Genomic DNA, 16,432 nt, shown 5'->3' on the forward strand with positions numbered 1-16,432 from the left:
GGGGATTTTATGAAGAAAAAATCCTTCCCCTAAGCATTTTATTTATATTTTTTTAAGCATAGTGTCTCTTGCAGCCCCAAAATTTCCACAGCCTACAGAGTATAAATATTTCAACGATTATGCTAATATCATAGATCCAATAGTAAATCATAAGATACTCCAACTTGGAAGCGAACTATATACAAAAACAGGTGCAGAGATTACAGTTGTAACGATAGATTCAACAGATGATTTAAGCATCGAGGAATATGCCAATGAACTTTTTAGAAGATGGGGAATTGGACAAAAGGGTAAGGATAATGGAGTTCTTTTACTTGTTGCCGTTAAAGATAGAAGTATGAGAATTGAAGTAGGATATGGTCTTGAGGGGGCACTTCCTGATGGTAAAACAGGGAGAATAAGAGATGAGTACATTCTTCCTTATTTTAAGCAGGGTGACTATTCAAAGGGAATACTCCTTGGATATCAGGCACTATGCATAGAGGTTGCAAAGGAATATGGTGTTGAACTTGAATCCTTAGATAAAGACATTAAGCCTATTAGAAGTGGTAAAGCAGTAGAAGGGGATTCCTTTTATATAATACTAATTATATTAATTTTATTAGGTTTAGATGGAGTATTTTTTAGATGGACACTTTTAAGAACAATACTATATATATTAGCAAGTTCTAATAACAGGAGAGGGCCACGAGGCGGAGGTTTTGGTGGCTTTGGTGGAGGCTCCTCTGGCGGTGGCTTTGGAGGCTTTGGAGGAGGTTCTTCAGGTGGAGGAGGTTCCTCTGGTAGATGGTAACAAAAGTGCCACCCAGGTGAATGTTACTTTTCACCTGGGTGGCACGTTACTTATTTTATTTTGCAGCCTTTACTTCTGTCCAAATTCTATCGTATTCCTTCAGCATATCTGATAAATCCTTATATACTTCGCACCTACTTAAAACATCTTCATCTGGATATGCAGTTTTATCATTTCTTGTTTCTTCATCAAGCAGCTTATATGCCTCCTTATGAGGAGTAGAATAACCTATATATTCTGTGTTTTTCTTTGCTATTTCTGTTTCGCACATAAAGTTTATAAACATTTCAGCTTCCTTTTTATGCTTTGAAGTTTTTGGTATTACCATACAGTCAACAAAAAGATTACTTCCTTCCTTTGGTACTGCAAATTCTAAATCAGGATTTTGCTGCTTCATAAATACAGCATCGCCTGCCCAAGCTATGGCAAGTGCAGCTTCTCCTGATATCATCTTATCCTTTATCTCATCTCCAACGTATGCAAGCACAAGTGGCTTTTGTTTTATAAGTTCTTCTTTTGCTTGTTCTAATTTATCCTTATCTGTTGTATTTAAAGAATACCCAAGCTTTTGGAGTGCAACTCCTATAGATTCTCTTTGGCTATCCAGCATAAGTATTTGTTTTTTATATTTTTCATTCCAAAGTATATCCCAGCTGTCAACAGGGTCTGATACCATTTTCTTGTTATAAACTATTCCTACAACACCCCACATATAGGGTACTGAGTATTCATTATTTGGGTCAAAATCAAGTCCTTTAAATCTTTCATCGATGAATTTGTAGTTTGGAACATTAGAAAAATCAATTTTTTCAAGCATACCTTCCTTAATCATTTTTGAAATCATATAATCTGAAGGTATTGCAACATCAAAGGCAGTTCCTCCAGCCTTAATTTTAACGTACATATCTTCGTTAGTTGCAAAGGTCTCATAGTTTACCTTTATTCCGTATTTATTTTCAAATTCAGATATTACAGATTCATCAATATAGTCTCCCCAATTATATACATTAAGCGTTACCTTTTTGTCCTTTGAACAAGAGGTAAATGGGAGCACTGATAGCATAATTAGAAAAATAGCTATTAATTTACTAAGTTTTTTCAATTAATCTCATCTCCTTTAATTTGTTTTTTAAACTTAATGGGTTAATAAAAAGAGTAGTTAAAAAATTTATTTGAAATATAATGCATTAACAAATTGATGTTTATTTCTTATTTTGTACCTACTCTCTATTTATACACCCTTTACTATTATATTAAAATTTTAGTTTACTATTACTAAACAAATATAATTATACTACACTGTAAATATAAGTCAATACATTATTACCAAAACCTATAAAAAGATGCTGCATAAGCGGCACCTTTTATAGCTGTATAAATCCTATTTTTCTTTGCATCTTTCTTAAAGTCTTATTTGCAACATAGTTTGCCTTTTCGGCACCTTTTTTGTAGATAGACTCAAGGTAAGACTTATCTGATAAAAGCTGATTTACTTTATCCTGTATTGGCTTTAACTCCTCAATTACAATTTCAGCAACATCCTGCTTTAGCTTTGCATAACCTTGCCCTTCATAGCCAGAAACTATATCCTCAGGCTTTCTTCCTGTTATTGCAGAAATAATATTTATTAAATTCTTTATTCCTGGCTGTTCATCAGTATAATTAATAACTCCAACTGTATCTGTTACAGCCCTTGATATCTTTTTCTAATTACATCAGGAGAGTCGTTTATTAATATGTATCCGTTTGGATTATCCTCTGACTTTGACATCTTCTTTTCAGGATTTTGAAGGTCCATTATCTTTGCACCAGCCTCTGGTATATATGCCTCTGGAACCTTAAAGGTTGGGCTGTATAGGTTATTAAATCTAATAGCAATGTCCCTTGCAAGTTCAAGGTGCTGCTTTTGGTCCTTTCCTACAGGAACAAGGTCAGTATTATATAAAAGTATGTCTGCCGCCATAAGTACTGGGTAGTTAAAAAGACCTGCACTAATGCTCTCACCAAGTTTTTGAGACTTATCCTTGTATTGAGTCATTCTGCTTAGTTCTCCCATATAGGTAAAGCAGTTTAGCAGCCATTGTGCCTCGCTGTGGGCAGGAACGTGGGATTGTATGAATAAAGTACACTTATCTGGGTCGATTCCAGATGCTATGTATGTTGCAAGAATTTGAAGTGTACGAGCCCTTAAATCCTTTGGTTCCTGCTTTACTGTGATTGCGTGAAGGTCAACAACACAAAAGTAAGAATCATACTCTTCCTGAAGCTTTACCCAATTTTTTATAGCACCTAAATAGTTACCTAAGGTTAATTCACCAGAGGGTTTAATTCCACTAAACAATACCTTTTTTGGTCTTCCATAGAAATCCTCCTTTCGAATATATAAAAATAAAAGCCCTATGCCAAAGCATAGGGCGTAATACTACGCGGTACCACCTATTTCAAGAAGCAAAAGCTTCTCCTTTGAAGGATACTAACATATCCTGCTCCTTTAACGCAGAGCCTGCGTTTTAGGCTACTGTAAGTTCACCCAAATCCTCAAGGACCCATTCGGCCTATGGTAAGTTACTGCATTTCCACCACCAGCAGCTCTCTTTGAACATCCCATATGCTTACTTGCTTCCTGTCATTGGATTTATCTTTTTGTTTTTATTATTTTATTATATGCAAAAAATACATAGCTTACAAGTATTTTATAAAATTTTCTATATATAAAAATTAAAAAATATAACAAATATTTCATATCTATTAACTTTTGCAAATATTATGGTATAATATTTTAGACTACATAAGAAAAGAGGGACAAAAGTGAAGATACTTGTTGTTTCAGATAAAGAATCGACCTACATATGGGACCATTTTGATAAATCAAAATTTAATGATATAGATTTAATAATATCCTGTGGGGACTTAAAGGCAGATTACCTATCCTTTTTAGTAACTATGATAAATGCACCTTTATATTATGTTCACGGAAACCACGATAGAACATATATTAATAATCCACCTGATGGATGTATATGTATAGATGATAAATTAGTTGTCTTTAATGGGGTAAGAATATTAGGAATAGGTGGAAGCCCTCTATATAATGGGAAGGAATTTCAATATACAGAAAAACAGATGGAGAAGAGAGTACAAAGGCTAATTCCGAAAATTTGGTGGTATGGAGGAATTGATATTTTGGTAACCCATACACCAGCCTATGGTTTAGGGGACGCCCCTGATATAGTACATACTGGCTTTAAGGTATTTAGAAAACTTCTTGATAAGTACAAGCCCAAATATTTCCTTCACGGTCACCAGCATTTAAATTATGCAAATGGTGCAAGGATAATAAACTACAATGAGACGACAATAATAAATGGATACAGATACCATATATTTGAATACTAAAAAGTGCCACCCAGGTGAAATGTGAAATAACCCATTTATTGGAAATACATTTCACCTGGGTGGTTTTATATTATCACATTATCCACATACCACTTCATCGAAAGTATCTGTTCGTAGGTTGCAGCATCTCCTTCTTCAATCCTTAGCATACCTTTGTTGTCGTATATAGGGCCTGTGAAGGGGTTGTAGATGCCATCTGCTATCATTTTTTCATAAACTCAACAAGCTTTTGAGTCTCCTGTGGAACTGCATTTTTAGAGTAGTATATATCTAAGACTCCTGCATCAATTCCCCACCAGAAATTATAGGATTTATTTGTTCCTGTAAATATATCTGCAATATTTTTGGATTGTTCGTTTAGTACGCTCTTTAGTATTTTTTCGTAGAAAACTCCCCATCTCCAAATAGGTGCAGCATAGTATTTTTCAGGTTGTTTAGTCTCTTCATTTATTGAAGTTAACATTGAGTAAACTCCAAACATCTTTGTCACAGGATGATTTACATCTATAGTCATATTGGATATAATGTCAACTCCAAGGTCTATTAATTTTTTATTTGCATCTTCGTACTTATCATTTTTATGCCATTCACCAGTCCAGGAGACATAAACCTTAGAATATGGATTTACAAGCTTTGCTCCAAGAGAAAATGCGTTTATAGAACTAATTACTTCGTGGCTTGGCGTTGTTGCTACATATCCTATCTTGTTATTTTTAGTAAGTGCCCCTGCAATAATTCCTGTTAAAAACCTTGGTTCATAGGTTCTACCAAAGTAATTGTTAACCTGTGTATAGGGTGAAAACTCCGAACAATTAAAAAACTTAATATTAGGATACTCAAGTGCACATTTTAAAGTCTCCTTATGATATATAGGACTTGTTGTGAATATCACGTCGTATCCAACCTCAGCAAGATCCTTAAATACATTATAGGCACCTTCGTCTAAGGGTACATTTTCAACATATTCAGTAACGACCTGTTCCTTTAATACTTCTTCTATATGCTGTCTTCCAAGTTCGTGGGCATAGGTCCATCCAGATGATTCAATTGTATTAGCATAGGCAAATAGAACCTTTAGTTTCTTTTTAGGTATTACAAAGGTACTTAAGGTTTGAATCAGGTTTTCCCTAACCTCAAGAGGAGAGGTTTGAAGGTTTGCATAGTCAACATTTGATAAGGACTTAAGTTCTGGAATAAGAAGCCTTATCCTCTGGGTTACTTCATCCCTTGAGGTATTAATAAAGGGTAGTCCATAGAGTTTAAAATATTCAAATAGAGCATCTCCAGTTGTTATGGGTATATTTCCGCCGCCTAATGATAAATATATTTCTCTAAAGGGGATATAAATATTTCGTTCGAAATACTTATATCTATCTTCTTTAAAGTCTTCAGAATCTATATCAATTTTATCTATAGCATTTAAAAGCCTGTTAAATCTATTTTTCTTACTAAAGTATATTGTGTTAAGTCCCGTTATTTTATTGAAATTTAAGAACTCATAATAAATCTTTATATCGTGGTTATTTTCATCATACTTTGGTATAATTCTTGTTACATTTGCGTGTATGGAATAGGCATCAAAGTATTTTAAAACACTAACTCTTTTATTGCCTTCAACTACATAAAACCAGTTTAAATATTCATAAACCTTAATAGGGTCTCTAATGCCTTCTTCAAGATGGGCAGCACAAAGATTTACCCACTTTGTCTGCATCTCTGTATTTTCATTCAATAGAGGCATAAAGTTCCTTGCAAAGGATAAACTACGAAGATAAGAATATGTTCCAACAACCTTCTTTAAAGGTATTTCAATAAGCCCAAGATTAACTTCTGAAACTATATCTGTATTTTTAACAATACCCTCAAGGGATGGGAGATATCCTGATTCCCCTTTGGAGGCATATTTATTGTATTCTTTAACAGCCATACGCCTTGCAGCAGAATAATGTTCTCTTGCCTCATTAATAATATTGTTTTTCATCTACATCACCCTTAAAAGTCAAACTATAGTTTATATTATATTCTACAATATTTAAAAAAAATAGCAAAGAAAATATTAATTTACTATTAAAAAATATCTTTTGTGGAAAAATAAAATAAAAAGAGGTGATATGATGGACGAAAGATGGAGGCAGGGAATGTACGTGTTTCCCTTTGCACCCTTTACAAATTATTATGACTTAAAACAGGAACACGATACCTACAGAATATATGTAAATGGAGACTACGTTGGCAACAAGACTCTTTTAAGCCAAGGAGAAGATATAAAAGACATAGAAGGCTTTTTAAAAAGCAGAGGTTATAAAAATATAGCTTCACAAATTGAAGGAAATATGTATAATATAGAAGTTGCAGATGAATTATTAGAAGAAATAAAAAGAAACCTAAATGTTTATCTAAACAATAGATAAGCAGGAGAAATCTCCTGCTTAAAATTTACCTTTTAAAAATGTTTCTTAAGGCTTCTTTGGTTCGTTCCATAAATTGTTCTTTTTCTCAAGGTAATTTCTGTAGGTTTCTTCATCGTAATATTTTTCATCTTCTTTATAGAAGCCCATAACATCACCACCTTACCTTTATTATGTGCAAAGGCAGTGATTTTAATGTGCTATGTTAATAGATTAACAAACAGTAAATTGAATACACTAATTACTAAAAATACTATATTATTTTTCTTGCAATTATGAGGTTATCCCATTATAATTAAAAATATAAAAATATTATTAAAATATTTATAATATTTTTACAATTTTATCAAGGAGGTTACGAATATGAAAAGATTTCAAGATGTTCTGGTTATTGGACTAGCACTATTTGCAATGTTCTTTGGAGCAGGTAACCTTATATTCCCACCCTACATTGGACTTATATCAGGGGATAAATGGTTTATATCTTTAATAGGATTCCTTCTAACAGGAATAGGTTTACCTCTAATAGGAATTATAGTTATGTCTAAAAATGACGGTAAGTTTGAAAACTTTGCAGGTAAAGTGGGGACAAACTTTAGCAAAGGCCTTGGAATAATAATAATGCTTGCAATAGGACCACTTCTTGCTATACCAAGAACTGAGTGCTACAACTTATGAAATGGCAATAAAGCCACTATTTCCAGGTGTGAGCCCTATAATTGTTACAGCAATCTATTTTGCAATTAATCTATACCTTGTAATTAATCCATCATCTGTTGTAGATAAAATAGGTAAAATATTAACTCCAGTACTTTTAACAATGCTTGCAATAATAATATTTAAGGGAATAACTACACCAATAGGAACACCAATTGAAACAGGAATACAAAATCCCTTCTCAAAATCCTTTGCAGAAGGATATCAAACAATGGACGCACTTGCTTCAACAGTGTTTGCAGGAATAGTAATAGCAAGTGTAGTTGCAAAGGGCTATAAGGACACAAAGGATCAAATAAAACTTACACTTCTTTCAGGTGTAATTGCAGCAGCAGGTCTACTTCTTGTGTATTGAGGACTTATGTATCTTGGTGCAACAGCATCAGGAGTTGCAAATGCTGATATATCAAAAACTCAACTTACAATTATGATAACAGAAAAACTTCTTGGAACATTTGGTAAAGTAGCATTAGGAGTTGCAGTAGGTTTTGCCTGCCTCACAACATCAGTTGGGCTTACAGCAACAGCAGGAGAGTTCTTCTCAGGTTTAACTAACAATAAACTAAGCTACAAGTTGGTAGTAACAGTAGTTACTATATTTAGTGCAGTTGTATCAAACTTTGGAGTTGAAAAGATAGTAAAGCTTGCAGTTCCACTACTTGTTACTGTTTATCCAGTTGTTATAGTTCTAATTATATTAAATATATTTGATGAATTTATAAAGAACAAAAACTGCTATGCAGGTGCAGTATATATAACACTTATAATAAGCATAGTTGACGGACTTGCAGCAATAGGTATAAACTTAAAGGGAGTACAAGCACTAGTTGCAAAACTTCCTTTGCAAGTGCAAGTTTTGCTTGGATTGTACCTGCTATAATAGGTTTTATAATACCATTATTCTTCTCAAAAAAGCAGGGAGCTAATAACTAAAACTAAATAAGGGGTTGGAGGAGTTGCAGATACCTTTACCACCTGTAATGCCTAAATTCACAGTGTTTAGGTTTATTGCAGGGATAATAATAAAGCTTGTTGGAATATGGGGATATTATTTGTTGTTAATCGGGTTATCAACCTTTATGTGCCTAAAATTCTGCTTAAGGGCATATGAAAATAAAAGCTTTGATACAGTGCTATTAATTGTTATCTTCTATCTAATACTTGTTGGAGGAATTGTAGCACTTATAAATTCATAAGCCTTTTTACCTGTGGCTTGTGTTAATAACCTATGTGTGCTTTGATTTTGAATTGGCCTCTTGAAGGAATGCCAAGGAAATCCTTCAGGAGGCTAATTTTATCTTGACTTCTTAAACAGCCTCCTTTTTATACAAATCTTTATTTCTCTATGTTTTAACAAAAATCTTTTCTTTACTAATTGTTTTATAGTATATTATTATTAACAATTATTTTAACTTGTATTCGGCAAGTAATGCCGAAAGACATTGGAATTAAAGGATTTTTGTTCAAAAAATTAAAAGAAATCATCCCTTTTAAGTGTTAAAATATAATTGCAAAACTAAAACACAAAAGGGTGATTTCTATGGATAGTTTACAACAAAATCAAAAAAATTTAAAGAAGAAAATTAGATTTTTGAACATGAAAGCAAAATTTAATGATACCAAAGTTACTTCTGTAGCAACTTTTTCTTATGTGGAATCCTTTAAACAAATAATAGGATTACCAACTATTTTAGAAAAAGGCGTAACCTATAAGAAGGCCGCTAATTCTACTTTTAATACTGCAGAAATTATAGAATACATGATTGATGCAAATATTCTTGGTTTCTCAAGATTTATGCACATTGAAACATTAAGAAATGATGAAGGATATAAAAAGTTTAAAGGTGTAGATAAATTACCCAGTGAAAAAGTATGTAGAGATCTCTTAAAAGCTTTACCAACAGAAACTTTAGAAGAATTAAGAACTATAAATAAAAAATACTTGACTTAAAGTCTTCAACTGAAGATGTACGCGAGGTTTGTATTAATATTGATGATACTGTTATAACTATCTTTGGTAATCAAGAAAAATCAGGAATAGGATATAATCCAAGGTACAATGGAAGACCATCATTTAAAGAAAAAGTTGGGTTTATTTCAGGAACTGATGAATTACTTAACATTACTCTTGAAAATGGTAGACACCATAGTAATTATAAATTTTTAGATTTCTTTAAGAGTTGTGTAAACCAGCTTCCTTCAAGATATATTCTTAAAAGAGTTAGACTTGATAGAGGTTTTTGATGAAGAAAACTTTTTATATTTTGAAGATAATGGAATAGAATATGTTGTTAAATGTAAAATGTATTCTACTGTTAAAATGATAATAGATTTTATAAATAATAATCCAAAGGATTATATATGGCACGATATAAGTTCTACTTTATCTGTTACAGAAATTACAGTTCCATTGCCTAAATGGCAAAGAGCAAGAAGATTTGTGATTATAAGAGAAAAAATTATTCCAAAAAATATGAATCAGTTAATGTTCGAAGAATGTAAATATAAATATCAAGCAATAGTAACAAATATAAATTATTTAACACCTGAAGAAATATTTCAAGATTATAATCAACGATGTGATGTTGAAAATAATATAGATGAAATAAAAGAAGGCTATGCCTTTAGCGAAAATAGTTTAGTAAATCATAAATGCAATGAATTGTACCTTTTAATAAAAATGATAGCATATAACATTCATAACTGGTTTAAACAAGCAATCATGCCTAAGGAAGTACAACATCATGAAATTAGTACATTAAGAAGAATATTTTATAGAGTTTGTGGTAATGTTTGCGGCAGCAAATATTATAGATATTTAAGTTTTTCAAATAATTGCTTATTAGAAAAAATCATTACTCATATTCAAAAACAAATACATATTTTTAGTAGAAAAATGATAACAGTTTATACTTAATAGTAAAATAAAAACAATAAATTCCCTTAAAAATCCAAATGTTATTTGGGTTTATTAAGTATACTCAAAAAAGACCTAACGGTATAAAATATCATAATAAATGTAAATTTATTCATAAAGAAAACAAAAATGGCAAGTAGAAACTTTTTAAAATTTACTTGCCGAATTCAAGTTTAATAATTTCTGGGGAATAAAAATGCTAAGACACGCCGTATATGTTGAAGAAAAGGGATATATATATAAGGATGAAATAGAGAAAGATACACTAAACAAAATAGTAGATTTATTTAATTTAGAGGAGAAAACGACAGGGGATACCTATACCTACTTTAAATTAGACTCTAAAGATTATGTATTAGTAAAATCCCTTTTAATAGATGAAAAAATGCACTTCATATAGTTGTAATGGATGAAAAAATACAAATCCTCTTAATTTAATTCAAAAGGACATATTCATAAAAAGGCTCAAGACATAGAAAATTTAAAAAGAGAAATAGACGGAAACTTAAACCTTGATGAGGCAGAGGAGTTTTTAAAGTCAAGAAAAGATAGAAGCATAAAGGATATGGTCTATCTTCTAATAAAGGGTGAAAAAATAACCATAGTAGACGAAGTTTTAAATCAAATAAAATGGATAGAAGCAGTATACTATTGTTTTACCTTAAGCTCCTCAAAAATATAACCTTTACGACAAACCCATATTTTAAAGGAGATGTAAAGCTACACATACATAATAAAAATGAAGACAATTCTACCTATATTTTCGATTTTAAAAGAGGTATAAAACCTCAGCTTTCAGCAAACACATCCTACGTAAAATTCATAGACTCAGGTATATTTGCCTCAAAAAAGATATACCGCACCTATATGAATTTTATGGAATATTTTACCTACGACCAGCTGGAGGAAGGGTTAAATGACAGCTACAACCTTTTTCTTATTTTAAATGTTCCTAATTTAATAAATGATGCCCAAACTATAAAGGAGGCACTAAAATTCCTTTTGATTATATAAAATTAGATGAAAGACAAGCCTTTATAGAAAACTATATAAACTCCCTTGACTCTCTTTTAGCAAAATAACCTACGATATTTTTGAAAAATTTTTCATCTTTATCTTTAAGGATGTTGAACACAAAAAGGAGTATACGACAGAATAGTCTCTATGTTTTATAGAAGCTACTTTAATATTCTAAAGGAAACCTCAGATATTTATAGTGCAGTTCATATTTTTGAAGAAATATTAGAACTAAATAAAGAAAAACCATATTTTAAAACCTATGTACTTGATAAAACCTTTTTAAATTTGTTGAGGATTTTATAGGACTTGATACGGCAAAGGAACTTGCCCTATATATTGCAGTATCCTGTGCCTTAAGTTCAGGTTTTTCCTATACACAGCTTAAAAACATAGATGGCTTTAATAAAATATTAGAACAAGGTATAAGCGAAGGAATTGTAAAATATATATTAGATAAAATAGAACCAGACTTAGATTTTACCTTAAGCTTTATGATTGATGTAGAAGGTCGCACAGCAAATTCTATTATAGAAAATAAATTATATGAACTATATAAAATAGAAGACATTGAGGTTAAAAGAAGCATAAATAGGAGATTGATAGATTCAGACAAAAAGGAGTTAGCCTTTAACCTTTTTAAAAGAGGGCTTGAGGAAAGTGAAAACCCAATAGAATACTTTGAACAGTATAGAAAAGAAATATTAGATTATTTTATTGAATATACAAAGGAATATTTAGGAAAAATAATAATTGAGCACTTTAAAAGCCTAAATAGGCAAGAGAGATTCCAAGAAGCAAAAAGCTCTTATTTGAATATATTATAAACACGCCCTACACAATAAACAAAGAGGCAGAGGTTAAGATAGTAGAAACCTTCGAACTTGGCATTACCCTTGAAAACTACCTTCAGCATAAGTAACTTGTTGAACAGGTAAGGGGCATTAAAACAAAAAGAGATATTAAAACAAAGATTGATATGTCCTTTTTAGATGTAATCTACCTAATAGATGACTTTAAAGAGGGAGACTTTGGGGAACTAATTGAAGAAATAAAATGTGTAATTAGAGAATACGACATAGAAACCAGCATAAAACACAGAAACATTCTCCTCTATAAGGTAGGTAGATACTTAACAAATTTTGAATACCACAGGGCACTATTTGACCTTTTCTATGATGAAGAGGACCTATTGACCTATTTTGAATTTATTAAAATAAATAGAATGGAATTAAGTTACAAAGATATACTTGCAAGCTTTATTGTCTACTACCTATACTACATAGAACCAAAATACAGACTTTTAAATAGAGAAGATAAAAACACAGAAATTGAAGAAGCAATAATAAATGAACTTACAACCTTTAAAAGTAAGGATTTAGATTATTTTGACATAAAAATAAAGGAAACCTTTGATAATTTGCATTTAAGTATTCCAGTAAAATGGAGTATAATAGTAAATAATACAAAAAGAGGATGACTTTAAAATATAAATTACTAAACCTTTTTAGAGGGTAAATGAGGTGGTATTATGAAGGCAGAACTAATATGTGTCGGCACAGAACTTCTCTTAGGAAACATAATAAATACAAATGCAGCCTTTATAGCAGAGAAGTTGGCAGTCCTTGGAATTGACCATATATTCCAATCCGTTGTTGGTGATAACAGGGAAAGGTTGCTTTCACAGCTTGAAATTACAAAATAGAGCAGATATAATAATACTATGTGGAGGGCTTGGACCAACACAGGACGATTTAACAAGAGAAACAGTTGCAGAACACCTAAATAAAAAGCTTATTTACAATGAAGGCGTATATAGGCATATAGAAGAATACTTTAAAAAGATAAGAAGGCCAGCAACTGAGAGCAGCAAAAACAGGCCTATGTAATAGAGGGTGCAAAGGTTTTAAACAACGAGTGGGGTACAGCACCAGGCCTTTTGTGTGAAGTTGATGATAAGATATATATACTTCTTCCAGGGCCACCTATGGAACTTGAGCCTATGTTTGAAAAATACGTATTCCCATATTTAAAGGAAAAGAGCGGATATGTTATTGTTTCAAAAACTTTAAAGATAATGGGAATAGGAGAGTCCCAGGCAGAGGAGATGGTCCTTGACCTGATAAACAGCAAAAACCCAACGGTTGCACCCTATGCCAAAAATGGAGAGGTACACTTTAGAATAACTGCAAAGGCAAAAAGTGAAGAGGAGGCTCAAAATCTAATAAAGCCTGTATATGAAAGGTTTAAAGATATTTTTGGAATAAACATATATGCAGAGGATGATGAAACATTAGAGGAGGCAGTAGCAAAGCTACTTATAAATAAAAACTTAACCATAGCAGTTGCAGAATCCTGCACTGGAGGGTTAGTCTGTGCAAAATTAGTAAACTATCCTGGAATATCAAAGGTTTTATTAGAGGGCGTTGTAACCTACAGCAATGATGCAAAACAAAGAAGGCTCAGTGTAAGCGAAGAGACTCTAAAACAGCACGGTGCAGTTAGCTATCAAACTGCAATTGAAATGGCTGAAGGCGTTGCAAAAACTTCAGGTGCAGACATAGGAATATCTACAACCGGAATTGCAGGTCCCTCAGGAGGAACAAGTAAAAAACCAGTTGGTCTTGTGTATTTAGGTGTATATATAAAGGGATATAAGACCTTTAAGGAACTTAAACTTACAGGCGATAGGCAAAAGATAAGAGATAGGGCAACAAAGGAACTTTTAGACTTTTTAAGAAGAGAACTTATAGTTGAGATGATTGGAAAATAGTCCAATCATCTCAATAGATTCTGTTCAATTATCTTCCTTAGGCTTTTTCAAAATTCAAGTTGTTTATATGGGTTCTTTTTTATGATTGCAAATTTTACCGCCGCTTTCCCTTACTTTGTAGTTTACATATCTTTGCATTAAAAGTGAATCTATGTTCTGGTTTGTAAAAATCAGACCATTTTGGTTTATTGCAAAGGTTCCCTTAGATAGAACCATCGCAGCAACACCGTAATCCTGCGTTACAACAATATCGCCCTGCTTTGCTTCATTTACAAGGGCAAAATCCACAGAATCACGTCCTTTTCCCACTATAATGTTCTTTGAATATCCATCATCTATAATATGGGATGTATCCATAAACATTAAAACATCAAGCTTATACTCCTTTGCAACCTTAACAATTATATCCTTTACAGGACACGCATCAGCATCCACCAAAATCCGCATAACACCCTCCAAAAATTTCTGTTTAATAAAATTATATGTATAATTGTAACAAATAATTTTAACCTACGGTATAAAAATTTATAGGGGGATTTATATGAACAGGGATAAAAGCTACATAAAAAGGTCTCACGAAAGATGCCAAAAACTTAGTTTAGATAAAAATCTAAAGTACAGCAGAATCCTTTTAAGTCAAAAGGAGCTAAACGATAGGCTCATAAGAAAAAGAAAGCTTATTTTAGCAGCTATACCCTTTATGAATATGCTCTATGATTTTGTTAAGGGCTATGACTTCTTTTTAATCTTAACAGATGAGGAGGGGTGTATCTTAAACATTTTAGGAGACCAGAACATCCTGATGGAGGCCTTTGAACTAAAAATGATTCCAGGTGCCTTTATGTCGGAGGAGGCAATAGGAACAAATGCAATGGGTACTGCACTTAAGGAAAAAGGCCAGTTCAGGTTTCAAAGGATGAACACTATATATATGCCTATCACAAATGGACCTGTTCTGCAGCACCTATTAGAAACAAAGAGGGAGAAATAGTAGGTTGCCTTGATATTACAGGCTATAGTGAAAATGTCCATCCCCACACACTTGGTATGGTTGTGGCAGCAGCCTTTGCAATAGAGAGGGTAATTGAAAGCGAAGGTTATCTTGAGGAGATAAATAAATCAAAAAGGTACATAGAAAGAATATTCAATTCTATTGAAGCAGGAATTTGTGCCTGTAGTGAAGATGGAAATATTAGCTACTACAACAGCATATTTAAAAGTCTTTTTAATATAAAAAAGAAACCATAAATATTGGGGATTTGATTTATGATTATGAAGATATAAAAAGAAGCTTTTAAAGGAAAGAGAGATAAAGGATCAGGAGGTTTATGTTAAGGCAGATGCAGACAAACTATCCCTAACCTTAAGCATTTATCCTATCTACACATCAGGAGAACACGAGTATGTATGTGTATTTAAAGAGATAAAAAAGAAAGAAAACTTATAGACAAAATATCCTCCTCAAAGGCAATATACACCTTTGACAAGGTAATAGGGCAGAACGAAAACTTTAAAGCCACCGTAGAATACGCAAAAAAATATCAGACAGCAAATCAACTATATTAATTCTTGGAGAGAGTGGAACGGGTAAGGAGGTCTTTGCCCAATCTATCCACAACTACAGCAAAAGAAGTGAAAAACCCTTTGTTGCGGTAAACTGTGCAGCAATTCCAACAAACCTGATAGAGTCGGAACTGTTTGGATATGAGGAGGGCTCCTTTACAGGTGCAAGGCGTGGAGGATATGAAGGTAAGTTTCAGCAGGCAAACGGAGGTACAATCTTTTAGACGAAATTGGCGATATGCCTCTTGATATGCAGGTTAAGCTCCTTAGGGTTATAGAGGAGGGGGTTATCGTTAAAATTGGAGGAACTGTACCAAAGTATGTAGATGTAAGAATAATAGCAGCCACTAATAAGGATTTAAAAAGGCTTGTTGAGGAGGGAAGGTTTAGAAGCGACCTTTATTATAGATTAAATGTACTTCCATTATATATTATGCCCCTTCGCGAACGCAGGGACGACATTCCCTACCTTATAAAATATTTTATGGACAGACTCTCTAAACGCCTAAATAAAAAGCCAGTAATTATAGACGAAGCTGAGATGCAAAGGCTAATTTCCTACGATTGGCCAGGAAACATAAGGGAGCTTGAAAACTATGTAGAGTATGTGATTAACATAGGCCACATACCAAAGAATCTAAAGGAAATGGATACAAAGGATGTTCAAAGTTTTACCCCAAGGACCTTAATTGATGTAGAGAAAAAGCACATTCAAAACACCTTAAGACATTTTGACTTTAATGTGACAAAGGCAGCAAAGGCCTTAGGTATAGGAAGAAATACATTATACAGAAAGATAAAGGATTTAAACATAGATTTAACTGTTCCAAAATAGAACAAAGTTCCAC

At 32.5% G+C, this 16,432-nt stretch carries 14 protein-coding genes, 5 pseudogenes and 1 other annotated feature; of the genes and pseudogenes, 14 read left to right on the forward strand and 5 right to left on the reverse strand.

Translation table 11 applies throughout. The features are described 5' to 3' along the window. Nucleotides 1-61: 61 nt before the first annotated feature. Nucleotides 62-793, forward strand: coding sequence for a TPM domain-containing protein (locus PL321_RS10645; protein ID WP_273962008.1), 732 nt, complete (start codon nt 62-64; stop codon nt 791-793). A 55-nt stretch (nt 794-848) separates the two neighbouring features. Here the strand turns inward: PL321_RS10645 and PL321_RS10650 are convergent, their stop codons facing one another. Both PL321_RS10650 and trpS read right to left on the reverse strand, forming a co-directional pair. Beyond that, the gene (locus PL321_RS10650) at nt 849-1,895 is read right to left on the reverse strand and encodes an ABC transporter substrate-binding protein (protein ID WP_273962009.1); all 1,047 of its coding nucleotides are present in this window, start codon (nt 1,893-1,895) and stop codon (nt 849-851) included. 262 nt (nt 1,896-2,157) lie between these two features. Further along, a pseudogene (gene trpS, locus PL321_RS10655) lies at nt 2,158-3,173 on the reverse strand (tryptophan--tRNA ligase). Between the two features lie 27 nt (nt 3,174-3,200). Beyond that, nucleotides 3,201-3,432, reverse strand: a binding site (T-box leader). 169 nt (nt 3,433-3,601) lie between these two features. On the opposite strand from trpS, the gene PL321_RS10660 reads away from it, so the two are divergent. Then, nucleotides 3,602-4,189, forward strand: coding sequence for a metallophosphoesterase family protein (locus tag PL321_RS10660; RefSeq protein ID WP_273962010.1), 588 nt, complete (start codon nt 3,602-3,604; stop codon nt 4,187-4,189). A 65-nt stretch (nt 4,190-4,254) separates the two neighbouring features. Here PL321_RS10660 and PL321_RS10665 read toward each other — a convergent pair whose 3' ends face one another. After that, nucleotides 4,255-4,395: a hypothetical protein gene (locus tag PL321_RS10665; protein ID WP_273962011.1), complete on the reverse strand. Its 141-nt coding sequence runs from the start codon at nt 4,393-4,395 to the stop codon at nt 4,255-4,257. Then, the gene (locus tag PL321_RS10670) at nt 4,392-6,170 is read right to left on the reverse strand and encodes a BMP family ABC transporter substrate-binding protein (RefSeq protein ID WP_273962012.1); all 1,779 of its coding nucleotides are present in this window, start codon (nt 6,168-6,170) and stop codon (nt 4,392-4,394) included. The genes PL321_RS10665 and PL321_RS10670 overlap by 4 nt, the downstream gene beginning before the upstream one ends. Nucleotides 6,171-6,300: 130 nt before the next feature. Here PL321_RS10670 and PL321_RS10675 point away from each other — a divergent pair, with 130 nt between their 5' ends. From PL321_RS10675 to PL321_RS10725, 11 genes and pseudogenes are all read left to right on the forward strand, one after another. Beyond that, a complete protein-coding gene (locus PL321_RS10675) occupies nt 6,301-6,600 on the forward strand; it encodes a hypothetical protein (RefSeq protein ID WP_273962013.1) in 300 nt (99 codons plus the stop codon). Nucleotides 6,601-6,960: 360 nt separating this feature from the next. Next, entirely contained in the window at nt 6,961-7,275 is a 315-nt protein-coding gene (locus tag PL321_RS10680) for a branched-chain amino acid transport system II carrier protein (RefSeq protein WP_273962014.1), read from the forward strand. A gap of 1 nt (nt 7,276) precedes the next feature. Beyond that, nucleotides 7,277-8,194: pseudogene (locus tag PL321_RS10685) on the forward strand (branched-chain amino acid transport system II carrier protein). 76 nt (nt 8,195-8,270) lie between these two features. Further along, the gene (locus PL321_RS10690; protein ID WP_273962015.1) at nt 8,271-8,510 is read left to right on the forward strand and encodes a hypothetical protein; all 240 of its coding nucleotides are present in this window, start codon (nt 8,271-8,273) and stop codon (nt 8,508-8,510) included. Between the two features lie 344 nt (nt 8,511-8,854). Further along, nucleotides 8,855-10,231, forward strand: a pseudogene (locus PL321_RS10695) (IS1380 family transposase). A gap of 196 nt (nt 10,232-10,427) precedes the next feature. Beyond that, entirely contained in the window at nt 10,428-10,631 is a 204-nt protein-coding gene (locus tag PL321_RS10700) for a hypothetical protein (RefSeq protein WP_273962016.1), read from the forward strand. Between the two features lie 251 nt (nt 10,632-10,882). Continuing rightward, entirely contained in the window at nt 10,883-11,245 is a 363-nt protein-coding gene (locus tag PL321_RS10705; protein ID WP_273962017.1) for a hypothetical protein, read from the forward strand. A 150-nt stretch (nt 11,246-11,395) separates the two neighbouring features. After that, nucleotides 11,396-11,554: a hypothetical protein gene (locus PL321_RS10710; RefSeq protein ID WP_273962018.1), complete on the forward strand. Its 159-nt coding sequence runs from the start codon at nt 11,396-11,398 to the stop codon at nt 11,552-11,554. Nucleotides 11,555-11,742: 188 nt separating this feature from the next. Next, nucleotides 11,743-12,075, forward strand: a complete 333-nt coding sequence (locus tag PL321_RS10715) for a hypothetical protein (RefSeq protein ID WP_273962019.1) — start codon at nt 11,743-11,745, stop codon at nt 12,073-12,075. Nucleotides 12,076-12,227: 152 nt separating this feature from the next. After that, the gene (locus tag PL321_RS10720) at nt 12,228-12,728 is read left to right on the forward strand and encodes a hypothetical protein (protein WP_273962020.1); all 501 of its coding nucleotides are present in this window, start codon (nt 12,228-12,230) and stop codon (nt 12,726-12,728) included. A 51-nt stretch (nt 12,729-12,779) separates the two neighbouring features. After that, nucleotides 12,780-14,021, forward strand: a pseudogene (locus tag PL321_RS10725) (competence/damage-inducible protein A). Nucleotides 14,022-14,084: 63 nt separating this feature from the next. Here the strand turns inward: PL321_RS10725 and PL321_RS10730 are convergent. Continuing rightward, the gene (locus tag PL321_RS10730) at nt 14,085-14,468 is read right to left on the reverse strand and encodes a YaiI/YqxD family protein (protein ID WP_273962021.1); all 384 of its coding nucleotides are present in this window, start codon (nt 14,466-14,468) and stop codon (nt 14,085-14,087) included. A 94-nt stretch (nt 14,469-14,562) separates the two neighbouring features. Here PL321_RS10730 and PL321_RS21380 point away from each other — a divergent pair. Continuing rightward, nucleotides 14,563-16,419: pseudogene (locus PL321_RS21380) on the forward strand (sigma-54-dependent Fis family transcriptional regulator). Nucleotides 16,420-16,432 lie beyond the last annotated feature (13 nt).

It is taken from the genome of Caloramator sp. mosi_1, from assembly GCF_028622835.1.
In the GTDB taxonomy this organism is placed as follows: Bacteria; Bacillota; Clostridia; order Clostridiales; family Caloramatoraceae; genus Thermobrachium.

Excerpts from the sequence above, each read along its gene's own strand:
- PL321_RS10710 (WP_273962018.1), top strand. The coding sequence starts at position 11,396 with ATGTTTTATAGAAGCTACTTTAATATTCTAAAGGAAACCTCAGATATT.
- PL321_RS10665 (WP_273962011.1), bottom strand. The coding sequence starts at position 4,395 with ATGATAGCAGATGGCATCTACAACCCCTTCACAGGCCCTATATACGAC.
- PL321_RS10700 (WP_273962016.1), top strand. The coding sequence starts at position 10,428 with ATGCTAAGACACGCCGTATATGTTGAAGAAAAGGGATATATATATAAG.
- PL321_RS10670 (WP_273962012.1), bottom strand. The coding sequence starts at position 6,170 with ATGAAAAACAATATTATTAATGAGGCAAGAGAACATTATTCTGCTGCA.
- PL321_RS10675 (WP_273962013.1), top strand. The coding sequence starts at position 6,301 with ATGATGGACGAAAGATGGAGGCAGGGAATGTACGTGTTTCCCTTTGCA.
- PL321_RS10730 (WP_273962021.1), bottom strand. The coding sequence starts at position 14,468 with ATGCGGATTTTGGTGGATGCTGATGCGTGTCCTGTAAAGGATATAATT.
- PL321_RS10680 (WP_273962014.1), top strand. The coding sequence starts at position 6,961 with ATGAAAAGATTTCAAGATGTTCTGGTTATTGGACTAGCACTATTTGCA.
- PL321_RS10715 (WP_273962019.1), top strand. The coding sequence starts at position 11,743 with ATGATTGATGTAGAAGGTCGCACAGCAAATTCTATTATAGAAAATAAA.
- PL321_RS10720 (WP_273962020.1), top strand. The coding sequence starts at position 12,228 with ATGTCCTTTTTAGATGTAATCTACCTAATAGATGACTTTAAAGAGGGA.